At 59.7% G+C, this 11,980-nt stretch carries 15 protein-coding genes; 7 read left to right on the top strand and 8 right to left on the bottom strand.

What is annotated here, in order from left to right; all coding sequences use genetic code 11:
- Positions 1 to 13 precede the first annotated feature (13 nt).
- Positions 14 to 520, bottom strand: a complete 507-nt coding sequence (locus tag AC07UI_RS22510; protein ID WP_494994584.1) for an MFS transporter — start codon at positions 518 to 520, stop codon at positions 14 to 16.
- Between the two features lie 101 nt (positions 521 to 621).
- On the opposite strand from AC07UI_RS22510, the gene AC07UI_RS22505 reads away from it, so the two are divergent.
- Positions 622 to 2,691: a S9 family peptidase gene (locus AC07UI_RS22505; RefSeq protein ID WP_494994583.1), complete on the top strand. Its 2,070-nt coding sequence runs from the start codon at positions 622 to 624 to the stop codon at positions 2,689 to 2,691.
- Positions 2,692 to 2,793: 102 nt separating this feature from the next.
- Positions 2,794 to 3,267, top strand: coding sequence for a cyclic nucleotide-binding domain-containing protein (locus AC07UI_RS22500; protein ID WP_494994582.1), 474 nt, complete (start codon positions 2,794 to 2,796; stop codon positions 3,265 to 3,267).
- Here AC07UI_RS22500 and AC07UI_RS22495 read toward each other — a convergent pair.
- Entirely contained in the window at positions 3,264 to 3,554 is a 291-nt protein-coding gene (locus AC07UI_RS22495) for a hypothetical protein (RefSeq protein WP_494994581.1), read from the bottom strand. The genes AC07UI_RS22500 and AC07UI_RS22495 overlap by 4 nt on opposite strands.
- Before the next feature lie 97 nt (positions 3,555 to 3,651).
- On the opposite strand from AC07UI_RS22495, the gene AC07UI_RS22490 reads away from it, so the two are divergent.
- The 4 genes from AC07UI_RS22490 (at position 3,652) to AC07UI_RS22475 (ending at position 5,875) form a co-directional block, all read left to right on the top strand.
- Positions 3,652 to 4,338: a spermidine synthase gene (locus AC07UI_RS22490; protein ID WP_494994580.1), complete on the top strand. Its 687-nt coding sequence runs from the start codon at positions 3,652 to 3,654 to the stop codon at positions 4,336 to 4,338.
- Between the two features lie 49 nt (positions 4,339 to 4,387).
- Positions 4,388 to 4,762, top strand: coding sequence for a YajD family HNH nuclease (locus AC07UI_RS22485; RefSeq protein ID WP_494994579.1), 375 nt, complete (start codon positions 4,388 to 4,390; stop codon positions 4,760 to 4,762).
- A 185-nt stretch (positions 4,763 to 4,947) separates the two neighbouring features.
- Positions 4,948 to 5,415, top strand: a complete 468-nt coding sequence (locus tag AC07UI_RS22480) for an RNA methyltransferase (protein WP_150642116.1) — start codon at positions 4,948 to 4,950, stop codon at positions 5,413 to 5,415.
- 82 nt (positions 5,416 to 5,497) lie between these two features.
- Entirely contained in the window at positions 5,498 to 5,875 is a 378-nt protein-coding gene (locus AC07UI_RS22475) for a YgaP family membrane protein (RefSeq protein ID WP_494994578.1), read from the top strand.
- 49 nt (positions 5,876 to 5,924) lie between these two features.
- Here the strand turns inward: AC07UI_RS22475 and AC07UI_RS22470 are convergent, their stop codons facing one another.
- Both AC07UI_RS22470 and AC07UI_RS22465 read right to left on the bottom strand, forming a co-directional pair.
- Entirely contained in the window at positions 5,925 to 7,163 is a 1,239-nt protein-coding gene (locus AC07UI_RS22470; protein ID WP_494994577.1) for a hypothetical protein, read from the bottom strand.
- Between the two features lie 48 nt (positions 7,164 to 7,211).
- Positions 7,212 to 7,661, bottom strand: a complete 450-nt coding sequence (locus AC07UI_RS22465) for a YcgN family cysteine cluster protein (RefSeq protein ID WP_419115042.1) — start codon at positions 7,659 to 7,661, stop codon at positions 7,212 to 7,214.
- Positions 7,662 to 7,945: 284 nt separating this feature from the next.
- On the opposite strand from AC07UI_RS22465, the gene AC07UI_RS22460 reads away from it, so the two are divergent.
- A complete protein-coding gene (locus AC07UI_RS22460) occupies positions 7,946 to 8,539 on the top strand; it encodes a nitroreductase family protein (RefSeq protein WP_494994576.1) in 594 nt (197 codons plus the stop codon).
- A 125-nt stretch (positions 8,540 to 8,664) separates the two neighbouring features.
- On the opposite strand, the gene AC07UI_RS22455 is transcribed toward AC07UI_RS22460, so the two are convergent.
- The 4 genes from AC07UI_RS22455 to AC07UI_RS22440 all read right to left on the bottom strand — a co-directional run bounded on the left by AC07UI_RS22455 (position 8,665) and on the right by AC07UI_RS22440 (position 11,956).
- On the bottom strand, positions 8,665 to 9,597 hold the full coding sequence (locus tag AC07UI_RS22455; RefSeq protein ID WP_494994575.1) for a D-2-hydroxyacid dehydrogenase: 933 nt from the start codon (positions 9,595 to 9,597) through the stop codon (positions 8,665 to 8,667).
- 125 nt (positions 9,598 to 9,722) lie between these two features.
- Positions 9,723 to 10,016 (bottom strand): YcgL domain-containing protein, encoded by a 294-nt coding sequence (locus tag AC07UI_RS22450; protein WP_494994574.1) that lies wholly within the window; start codon positions 10,014 to 10,016, stop codon positions 9,723 to 9,725.
- Complete coding sequence (gene rnd, locus AC07UI_RS22445) at positions 10,013 to 11,146, bottom strand: ribonuclease D (RefSeq protein WP_494994573.1); 1,134 nt, start codon at positions 11,144 to 11,146, stop codon at positions 10,013 to 10,015. The genes AC07UI_RS22450 and rnd overlap by 4 nt, the downstream gene beginning before the upstream one ends.
- A gap of 123 nt (positions 11,147 to 11,269) precedes the next feature.
- The gene (locus AC07UI_RS22440; RefSeq protein WP_494994572.1) at positions 11,270 to 11,956 is read right to left on the bottom strand and encodes a class I SAM-dependent methyltransferase; all 687 of its coding nucleotides are present in this window, start codon (positions 11,954 to 11,956) and stop codon (positions 11,270 to 11,272) included.
- Positions 11,957 to 11,980 lie beyond the last annotated feature (24 nt).

Here is an 11,980-nt window from a genome sequence, read left to right as displayed (position 1 = left end):
TGCCGGGGCAGGGTTACAAACGCGGCTCGACTCGCAAACGCTGGGGGCTGCCAGGAACGGGTGGGCGGCCATAGCGGTCATCACCGGCGCCACCAAAGGGCTGTTCATCCTCAGGTTCCGGCATCGTAGCCGCAGCCTTCGCAGCCTTCGCGGCCGCGGCCTGCTCGCGGCGGGCTTTGGAAGCGCGCTCGATCGGCCAGCGGATCAACACGAAAACGAGGTAAATGCCAAAGGCAATCATGCTGTACATGAGCAGGTCAGAGATCGCACGCCAGACGTTGTTACCGACCTTGAACAGCAGGTCCAGAGCGGTAATGGCCACGGCCGGGGCGAACTTTTCCTTCACCGGGTCGATAATGGTCGGACTGAACAGCAGCACGGCCATCAGCAGGCGCAATGGCTCGCGCAACCAGCGCCACATCCAGCGGGTCATGCGCATCCATACCAACAGGCAGCCTAAAGCGGCGAAGGCGTAGAGGCCCCAAGCGATCAGATAGTCGTTCTCGGTCATGGTGTCCATGGCAAGGCAGGCAAAGAGACGCTTATGATAACGGCTTTTCGCATGTCAGGCTGCACCGCCGTCGGCGAACCCTTCTTTTGTACAACGTCCGAGAGCCATTCATGCCCCTATCCGCCAACGTTCTCGCTGCCCCGATCGCCCACAAGGCCGATGGTGCTGACCCTTATGCCTGGCTACAGGACCGCGACAGCGCGCCGGTGCTCGACTACCTCAAGGCTGAAAATCGCTACCAGGAAGCGCAACTGGCCGATCAGGCCCAACTGCGCGAAACCCTGTACCAGGAAATCAAAGCAAGAATTCGCGAAACCGACCTTTCGCTGCCCTCGCCCTGGGGCCCGTATCTGTATTACACGCGCACCACCGCAGGTGATGAGTACGCCCGGCATTACCGCTGCCCGCGCCCGGCCGATGACAGCCTGCAGGTCGATGAAAGCCAGGAAGAGCTGCTGCTCGACCCGAACGTATTGGCCAATGGCGGATATTTCTCCCTCGGTGCGTTCAGCATCAGCCCGGACCACCAGCGCCTGGCCTACAGCCTGGACACCAGCGGCGAGGAAACCTACACCTTGTTCGTCAAGGAACTGGCCAGCGGTACAGTCAGCGAACTGTCGTTCGAAAATTGCGACGGCAGCATGACCTGGGCCAACGACAGCCTGACGCTGTTCTTCGGCGAGCTGGACGACACCCATCGCCCGCACAAGCTGTTTCGCTACCGCCTGGATGGCACCGCGGCCGAGGAGGTGTTCAATGAGCCGGACGGACGTTTCTTCCTGCATTGCTACCGCTCCAGCTCCGAACGCCAACTGATTTTGTCTCTGGGCAGCAAGACCACCAGCGAAGTCTGGGTGCTCGACGCCACACAGCCACAGCAACCCTTTACCTGCCTGGCGCCACGGGTCGAAGGCCATGAATATGACGTCGACCACGGCAAGCTCGACGACCAGTGGGCCTGGCTGATTCGCAGCAACCGTGACGGAATCAACTTCGCCTTGTATCAGGCCGCCGACAACGGCGTCGTACCGTCCCAGGATGACTGGCAGAATCTGGTCCCCCACAACGACAGCGTGATGCTCGACGGCATGAGCCTGAACGCTTCGGCCCTGACCCTGAGCCTGCGCGAAGGTGGCTTGCCAATCGTAGAGGTCCGCCCCCAAGGCCTGCCCGCCTACCGCGTGCAACTGCCCGACGCGGCCTACAGCCTGCATGTGCAAAACAGCCTGGAGTTCGCCAGCGACAAGATCCGTCTGCGCTACGAAGCGCTGAATCGTCCGGCTCAAATCCGTCAGCTTGAGCTTGCAACCGGCGAACAGAAAGTCCTCAAGGAAACCCCGGTGCTCGGCCCGTTCGATCCGGACGCTTATGTGAGTCAACGTCTCTGGGCCACCGCCCCTGACGGTACTCTGGTGCCCATCAGCCTGGTGGTCAAACGCGAAGCCTTGCTCGAAAACCAGGAGCGTAAACCAACACCCCTCTACCTCTACGGTTACGGCGCCTACGGTGAAAGCCTCGATCCGTGGTTTTCCCATGCGCGCCTGAGCTTGCTCGATCGCGGCGTCGCCTTCGCCATCGCCCATGTGCGGGGAGGCGGTGAACTGGGCGAAGCCTGGTATCGTGCCGGCAAGCAGGAACACAAACACAACACCTTCAGCGACTTCATCGCCTGCGCCGAACACCTGATCGCCAAGGGTTTTACCACCTCATCGCAACTGGCGATCAGCGGCGGCAGCGCTGGCGGCCTGTTGATTGGCGCGGTGCTCAATCAGCGTCCGGAGCTGTTCCAGGCAGCGATTGCCGAAGTACCGTTTGTCGACGTGCTGAACACCATGCTCGATCCCGACCTGCCGCTGACCGTCACCGAATACGACGAATGGGGCAATCCTGAAGAGCCTGAAGTCTATGACCGGATAAAGGCTTACGCGCCCTACGAAAACGTCAGTGCCCAGACCTATCCGGCAACCCTGGTGATTGCTGGCTACAACGACAGCCGCGTGCAGTACTGGGAAGCTGCTAAATGGGTGGCCAAACTGCGGGCGACCAAGAGCGACGACCATCTGCTGCTGCTCAAGACCGAACTCGGCGCTGGCCACGGTGGCATGAGCGGTCGTTATCAGGGACTGCGTGACGTGGCGCTCGAATACGCATTTGTTTTTAAGGTATTGGGCATTGCCTGAGGAACTCCACCCGGCGTCCCGGTCTTAACACTGGGCCGCCGGGGTTTGGCGTTTCATCCAACGCCCGGAACAGTAACAGACACAAAAAAAGACTGTGATGACATGTCAGAACCCACTTTACTGAACAACGAAATCCGCGACTGGCTGATGGACTGCGGCATGTTCGATCAGCTGTTGCCGGTCGACTTCAGCACCGCTGCCGGCTACTTCAGCATCAGCGCCATCGCCCAAGGCAAAGAGATTTTCCATGAGGGTGATGCCGGCAGCTTCATGTGCATCATCCACACAGGCCAGGTCGCGGTGCAAAAGACCAACGGCGAAGGCCAGCAGGTGACCATCGCGACTCTGCGCAGTGGCCGGGCCTTCGGTGAGATGGCGGTGCTCGACGGCGAACGGCGCTCAGCCAGTTGTGTCGCCGCCAGCGATTGCCAATTGCTCAATCTGGGCAAGGACTCGCTGGAAAAGATGCTCAATGACGCCCCGAAAATCGCCGCCAAGATCATCCGTGCCATCGCTATTGCGCTGTCCAAACGCCTGCGCATGGCTGATGGGCAACTGCTTTCGCAGCAGGTCTAACCGCCGGGCGTCTTGGCTTTCTGCTGATTCTGCTCCAACCCCGGCAAGGTCTGATCCTTGGGCGGATTGGGCATTTCGATCGGTGGCAGCAAAGGCGAACCGGCGCTCCCGCCACCCGCCCTGGGCACACTCCTTGGTGTAACCTGCGGATACGGCGTAGGTGTCGCGGTGCCCGGCGAACCTGACGCCGGCTCGGGTGTAATGGGGACAGGTTGCAGCTCTTGCGCCCGCGCTGCACTTATCGAGAGCGCGGCCAACACAATGGCCGTTAGAATAGTGCGCTTCATCAATGGCTCCGTTGCCCTTGTTGGGGTCTTCAGGCTACTCCCAACCGCGCAGTTTTGCCCTTCTCAATGCCAGTTTTCCCTCCCTAATGAGAGTCCCATGAAACGTTTCGTTCTGCTCGACACCACCCCGATTCCCGAAAACGGCGGTGCCTTGTGCCTGTTCGAGTATGGCGAGGATTTCGTCATCAAGATCCAGGGCGGTGACGGCGGACAGCTGATGAACACTCGCATGCACGGCTCCGAAGACGCCCTGGCGGAAATTCCCTGCCGTAAGGTTGCCGGCCGTCCGGGCTCTCGTGTGTTGATCGGTGGTCTGGGCATGGGCTTCACGCTGGCCGCAGCCCTCAAACACCTGGGCAAGACCGCCGAAGTGGTGGTCGCGGAGCTGGTACCTGGCGTGGTTGAGTGGAATCGTGGGCCGCTGGGGGAAAAATCCGGTCGACCGCTGCTCGATCCGCGCACAGTGATCCGCATGGAAGACGTGGCCAAAGTGCTACAAGCCGAGCCGCAGGGCTTCGATGCAATCATGCTCGACGTCGACAACGGCCCCGAAGGCCTGACCCAGAAGGCCAATAGCTGGCTGTACTCCTCAGGCGGCCTCAGCGCCTGCGCCAAAGCCTTGCGCCCCAAAGGCGTGTTGGCGGTATGGTCGGCCAGCGCTGACCGGCAGTTCTCCGACAAATTGCGCAAGGCCGGTTTCAAGGCCGAGGAAGTGCAAGTCTTCGCCCATGGCAATAAAGGCACCCGGCACACCATCTGGATTGCCGAGAAGCTCAAGGGCTGAGCTAAACTTGCCTCATAACCGTCATTAGTCTTTTTACAAAGGTGAACCCATGAGTTCGTCAACGCCTCCCTCCAACACGGCCAAGCTGGACCGCATCCTCGCCGACGCTCAGCGCGACCGTGAAATGGGTTACCGCGACAAGGCCCTGAAGATGTACCCGCACGTCTGCGGACGCTGCGCCCGTGAGTTCTCCGGCAAGCGCCTGAGCGAGCTGACCGTGCATCACCGCGACCACAACCACGACAACAACCCGCAGGACGGTTCCAACTGGGAGCTGCTCTGCCTGTACTGCCACGACAACGAACACTCGCGCTACACCGACCAGCAGTACTACGCCGAGGGTTCCACCAGCTCGCCGACCATCGCCAAGGCCACCCACAACCCGTTCGCCGCATTGGCCGGGTTGATGAAGAAAGACGAGTAAGCCCTGCCAAATCTTCTTTGATAGTTCCGGCCTCTCGCGAGCAAGCTCGCTCCTACATGGATTGCACAAGACCTGTAGGAGCGAGCTTGCTCGCGATGGCGATAGATCTAGCACCCCATCCCCAAAGCAAACGCCCCGAGCACAATCCCCGTATAATCGCGTTTTTTCTCGAAGGCACCCGGCTCGTGGCAAACAAACGGTACAGCTGCATTGGTTTGTATAACCCCAAATCACCGGAGAACGTCGGTTCGGTGATGCGCGCCGCTGGCTGTTATGGCGTGGCGTCGGTGTTTTACACCGGAAAACGTTATGAACGCGCCCGCGACTTCGTCACTGACACCAAGAAAGTCCATCAGGACATTCCGCTGATCGGCATCGAAGACCTGAAGAAAATCCTCCCGCTGGGCTGCATACCGGTCGCTGTCGAACTGGTCGAAGGGGCCCGTTCACTGCCGGAATACACCCACCCGGATCGCGCGCTGTATATCTTCGGACCGGAAGACGGCTCGCTGGATAAAGACATCCGTGACTGGTGTGAGGACGTGGTGTACATCCCGACCACCGGCTGCATGAACCTCGCCGCGACCGTCAACGTGGTGCTTTACGACCGCATGGCGAAAGGCAATAACACACGCTCCGGTCCGAAATTCTAGTTTGTAAATATAGAAAATGGACGGAACAAGCGGCGCACTCGCGCAGTCCGCGTTATATCAATCACCCCGCTGGAGACAGATCATGAGCGACAGCAAAATCGTAGAGCGCAGCGAATCCACCCCGTTCCAGACTCTGCCGACGCAGAACGTCCTGGGCTGGGAGCGCATTGGCTCGCTGGCCGGTGGTGTGGTGATGATGGGCAAAGGTCTGCGCCGAGGCGGCGTTTTCGGTTTGATTCAGGTGGCGATTGGCGGCGTAGCCCTGGCCCGCGGCATCACTGGTCACAGCTCGGCGAAAGACCTGCTGGAAAAAGGCCGTCAGGACATGAACAACGTGCGCTCGAGAATCGAACGAACCGCAGAAGAGTTGAGCCGCTTTAAAGCCAATGCTGGAACAGCGACTCGCACTGCGACGGTGGTCGACAAGGATTCGCTGAAATCGCCTGAAGCCGGGGTTTGAAGCGACACAGATGATCGTTCCCACGCTCTGCGTGGGAACGCATCCGCATCTACTGCAGCAACTCGCTATCCAGCACCTTCGACGGCCCCTCGAGGATGCCTTCACTCAATTGCACAAACTCCTTGGTGCTGACGCTACCCTGGTTCATGACCGCATGCAGCACGTCATCCAGTGAACGCTTGTTACGGGTTTTCAGGCGTATCTCGCCGTCCAGCGCCTGCAACAGCAACACCGCTTTGGCGACCGCCGGCCCGCTGATCTGTTTACCACGCAGGGTGGTGACCTGGTGACTTTCCCTGGTCAGCCGGGTCTCCAGGCTCTGATAACGCTCGTCACTCATACCGCCAGCACGGCGCACCAGTTCGATCGCGTAGTACTCGGCAAAACCTTCGCTGATCCAGTCGCTGTGCTGATTGCCATTGACCCTGCCAAATACCTGAACCAACTCGCGCACCAAGGGGCTGATGCCGCTTTCGCTGACCAGCGGTATGCGGCTGTGCAGGTAGATCGAATCCCGCCCGGCCAGACTGCCGCGCCACATCGGATCGGCGGCACCGACGATCAGCAGTTTGTTCAGGTGGCGCGGGAATACTGCCTGCACTTGCGGCCAAACGAAGGTCAGCAGCGTCAGTACGTCCATACGCCGCATGCCCTGCCCTTGCGGCGAGGCGACCGTAACTTCGGTTTCCCCCAGGCGAGCGCGGCGACTACCCAGGGTTCCGGCGAGCATCCAGCCGGTCGGCCGGTCAAACAGGCGCGAAACGTTGTCGACCCGAAAGCGGTTCTTGCCAATACGCGGCCAGGGGGTTTCGATGCTTTTCCAGCCCGCCGGCAATTCGAATTCCAGACGCGACACCAACTCGGTGCCGTCCTGTTGATCCAAACGCGCCGCCGGCACCAGGTCTTCGCCGCGCAGCAACGCCCAATTGGGGGTCATACGGGTTTCGAACGAGCCATTCTTGCGGGCATTGCTGATGCGCACACGGTAGGTAAGACTGGACTGGCCACTGGCAGGGCGCCAGATGCCGCGCTGGCTTTCGGAAGTTTTGGGCGTAGTGGATTGCCACTGACCATCGGCCTTGAAATCGCTGTAATCACCGCGATTACCCAGATCGAAGTCCAGGCTGTGTACCGCAGCACCGTCGGCCAGTGTCAGCCGAACTTCAGCCTGATCGCTCTGCGGCAACAAACGCACGTGGTAATCCACATCGACTTTCTTCGCCGCCAACAGCGGCGAACTCAGTGCCAGCAGCAAAATGGCTAACGGCAGCCTTGACCCCACAGCCATATACACGCCCTCGTGAATCAACGTTGAAATGCTTGACCCGCTCGGCCCTCAACCCGCACGGAAGATCAAGTGATCTTCCCAATCCTCTTCGGCCACGCTGCCTTCGGCCAGCATGCGCCCGGATTGGGAAATCCGCTCGTGGTGAACCGCATCGCGATCACCGCAAACCAGATGGTGCCAGAGCGGCAAGTCCTTGCCCTCGCTGACCAAACGATACCCGCAAGTCGGCGGCAGCCATTTGAACTGGTCAGCCTTGCCCGGCGTGAGCTGGATGCAATCGGGCACCGAATCGCGACGATTGGTGTAATCGGTGCACTGGCAGGTTTTCAGGTCCAGCAGTTTGCAGGCGATCCGCGTGTAATAGACGCTGTTGTCTTCCTCGTCTTCAAGCTTTTGCAGACAGCACAGACCACAGCCATCGCACAACGACTCCCACTCCTCTTGATCGAGTTGTTCGAGGGTTTTGCGTATCCAGAAAGGTTCGACTTTGGCGGCCATGGTTCAAGCATCGGTATCAGCGAGTGAAAAGGCCGCCAGTCTAGTGCGCGAGGGCTCTGGGGCCAAGCGATTGCGACTGCCGGTAGAACAGGACTTGTCAGTTCTTGCGCCGCGAAGTAGCTTTGCGAGTCGAAAGAAGCCATGCACAGGTGCCATAAACGCTCGACCGCGCTGCACTCAGGTTAGCTGCCACACCTCAGAAAACCATATCTGCTCAGTTAACTGCTAACTGCGCCCGCCGGTTTTTTCAACCTTTGATTCTCAAACGTAGTCAGGAACTCTTCATGAGCGCTAATCCACGTGTTGCCGAATATGCCATCCACCCACAGTTCACTGACCGCTGGTCTCCCCGCGCCTTCACTGGTGAAAGCATCCCGCAAGAAACTCTGCTGAGCTTTTTCGAAGCCGCGCGCTGGGCACCTTCGGCCTACAACTCGCAGCCTTGGCGTTTTCTCTACGCGCGTCGCGACACGCCAAACTGGGAGCGCTACCTGGGTCTGTTGAATGAATTCAACCGCAGCTGGGCACAACACGCCTCGGCGCTGGTGATCGTGATTTCGAAAACCACCTTCACGGCACCAGGCGCCGAAGAGGAAACTCCGGCGCTGTGGCACACCTTTGACACCGGCTCGGCCTGGGGCCATCTGGCGCTGCAAGCCAGCCTCAGCGGCTGGCACACCCACGGCATGGCCGGTTTCGATCAGGAGCTGACCCGCAAGGAACTGAATATTCCTGAAGGCTACGCGCTGCACGCCGCGGTGGCGATCGGCAAACTGGGGGACAAAGCGACCCTGGCCGAGTACCTGCAAGCCCGCGAAACCCCAAGCCCGCGCCGCCCGCTGAGCGAGCTGGCGGCCGAGGGTGATTTCAGTTTGTAAGCCACACTGCAAAACCAAATGTGGGAGCGAGCTTGCTCGCGATGGCGGCGTGACAATCAACAGTGATGCTGAATGTGATGACCCCATCGCGAGCAAGCTCGCTCCCACAGTTGATCACCGCGACGTCAATACCCGCGATTGAAATCCACTTCTCCGCGCAACGCCGTATCAGCCTGATACGCCTGCAGATTCTCGATAAACAACTGCACCATCATCGGCGGTGAAGTCGGCGCCGAACTGTGTCCGGTCAGCAGCAAGCCCCAGGCGGTCCAGAACGGGTGACGTTGCGGCAACGGTTCCTGACGGCAGACGTCGATCACCGCCCCCGCCAGATGCCCTTCCTTCAACGCCTCGACCAGATCCGCATCGACCACCGCCACACCGCGCCCGACGTTAATGAACAACCCGGTCGGCTTGAACTGCTTGAACAGCGCCGCGTCGTACAGATCATGGGTGTTGGGCGTGTTGGGCAGGAGATTGACCACGTAATCGACCTCCCCTACGAGACGGCCCAAATCCTCCAGTCCGGCGACTTCAATAAACGGCGCTTGCTCTCGAGCCTCACTGGCGATGCCATACAACTGGACGCCGAACGGCACCAGGAACTGCGCCACGCTGCTGCCGATATCGCCGGTGCCGACGATCAACACCTTGCGTCCCGCCAGGCTCTGAGCCAAGCGGCTGTCCCACTTGCGCTCGACCTGGCTGACCAGTCGTGCCAATACTTCGCGCTCATGGCCAAGCATATAAGTCAGCACGTATTCAGCCATGACCTGGCCGAAAATGCCCACTGCCCGCGTCAGTCGGTAATGCCGAGGCAAGCCCTCGGCGAGCAACGGGGTGATCCCGGCCCAGGTCGATTGCAGCCACTGTGGCTCGTGGCCCTGACGCAACAGGGTCGCCAGCAGGTCCGGTTGACCAAGCCAGATCGGGCAATCAGCGGCAAGGCTCGCAAGCTCGGCGGAGTCACCACTGGTGAGCACTTCCAGGTCAGGAGCAGCCTGACGCAACAATTGGGCGTAAAGAGCGTGGTCGTGTTCAGCAATCAGAACGCGCATGGTTCAAACCTTTCAAAACAGTGCAGGAGGTCGTCGATGGTTTTTTCCCCATCGTCAACGGCCACCGCCAGATTATTCAGTTCTATTTATAAGAGTGCTCTGGACAGAGCACTCGGGCCAGTCCGTCAGACCGGATCATTACGCCGTAGCAATTCTTCAGGCAAATGTTCGATGTACTCGTCTTCGGCCGGTGGCATTTGCAGGTGATAGCCCTGCTTGTCGAGATTCTCCAGTACCACGTTGATGTCCTCGCGGGACAACTTGCGCTCAGGGCTGAGTACCAGATCGAAGGCATGGTGCGGTTTGCCGAAAGCCAACAGCAGGTTTTCCGGAACGCGCTCCAGTGCATCGCTTTTCAGCACGTAGAGGTACATCTCGTTTTTGCGCAGGCTTCGGTAGATGGAGCAAATACGTTTCAAGGCTGTTCTCCGGCGGTGGCCAGGCTGTCGAGCAACGCCTGGCCCATCAATTCGCGGCGCCAGCCACGCAATGAATCAGGCAATTGGTAAGGGCCCTCGGGGAAGCCGCTTTTGAGCAGGGCCTCCAGGGTTTTCTTGCGCAGCATTAATTCCGGCGCCATTTCCAGGCGTTCAGCTTCAGCCTGACCGAGCGCTCGCAAACGCTTGATCAGCGCCGCGGCCTCAACCGGCAACGGCTCGGGCACCGTGGGTGGCCATTGATCAGGGGATACACTGCCAGACTGTTTGATCAGTTCAAGCAGAAACTCACCATCCTGACGCACGGTACGCGGGTGCATGTCTTCGATTTTTGCCAGCGCTGCGAGGTTATCCGGCTGAGTCCGGGCCAATGGCCACAACGAGTGTTCACGGATAATCCGGTTACGCGGCAGGTCGCGAGCGCGGGCTTCACGCTCACGCCAGGCGCAGAGCTCGCGCAGCACGGCCAACTGGGCTCGGGAGAGTTTCCAGGCCAGTTTGGCCTCGCGATAGACCTCGTACGGGTCGACTTCGCGGCGCAGATTGGCCACCAGTTCAGCACCGTCCTCCAGCACCCAGGCGTACTTGTCGTCAGACAATTTGGGACGCAGGCGGATGTAAACCTCAGCCAGATGCAAAGCATCTTCCGCGGCGTAGCTGATTTGGGTTTCAGACAACGGGCGTTGCAACCAGTCCGAACGGGTCTCGCCCTTGGGCAGATCAATGTCCAGCACTTCCTGGACCAGACGCGAATAGCCCATGGAGAAACCCAGATTCAGATAAGCAGCGGCCAATTGCGTATCGAACAGCGGCGCCGGCAGGCTGCCGGTCAGACGCAGCAATACTTCCAGGTCTTCGCTGCAGGCGTGTAGAACCTTGATCACCGCCGGGTTTTCCAGCAATGCGGCCAAGGGTTGCCAGTTGTCGATCGTCAAAGGATCAATCAGGTAAGCGCGCACGCCATCGCCAATCTGAAGCAGCCCGGCGATCGGATAAAAAGTGTCGACCCGCATGAATTCGGTGTCGAGGGCAACGAATGGCAGTTGCTGCCACTCGGCGCAAAACTGACCGAGGCTATCGTTGTCGCGAATCCAGTGAATATCGATGGCCACACGGCTCTCCCTTGAAGATTGGCGCGCAGTATATAACGCGCCCGGCGATTTCCGAGCATCCACTGCAGAAGTGCGTGTGGGAAAACATCTGTCGGACTACCAGAATAGTCCGACAGATCAGCACTAGCTGCCTTTGCGCAGTACGTAAACCCGCGACAGAGCACAGCCAGGTATGAAGTTTTGATAACCGAGAATCTCGAAGCCCGTCTGTCTGAACTCACTCTCTACCTGAGTTCTACTGGCCAGCGGGTACTTCGCAACGCCTGCCGACGACGGCTCGTCAGCACCCTGCCCCTGACCTCGCCGAACTTTGAAGCCGACGTCGACCCCCACCGAAACGATCACGGTGTCACGGCTGACACGTTGAAACTCACGCAGCAGCAGCAGTCGGTGCTCACTGCTGACAATGTGTTGAAACAACTGCATGCAGAAAATGCAGTCCACCGCATTGGACGGCAGACCGATGGTGAATGCCGAGCCCTGGAAGGTTTTGACCCGTTTGAGCAGGCCTGGCGAGTGATGGGTCTGGGCATGGTTGAGCATGTCCTGAGAGTTGTCCGTCGCCAGGATTACCCGATTGGCACGCTCCGCCAGCACCGACCAGAAACGCCCGGCACCGCAAGCCACATCGAGAACCAGCCCGGGCTCGCCCGCCGCTTTGAGGGCGCGCCGCACCAACTGCTCATCTCGCCAAAGCGAAAGTCGCCGGGCCAACCCGGTCGGCCGTGTCTCCAGGCAAACTTGAGCGTGCTCCTGGTCGTAACGCCTGGCGAACTCAAGCTCGATGGAGGATGGGGGCTGCGATGACATGACTCGCGAACTCTTAAAAAGGGA

The sequence above is a fragment of the Pseudomonas sp. GW821-FHT04C07 genome (assembly GCF_059420325.1).
This window is presented reverse-complemented; position numbering and strand designations above follow the sequence as displayed.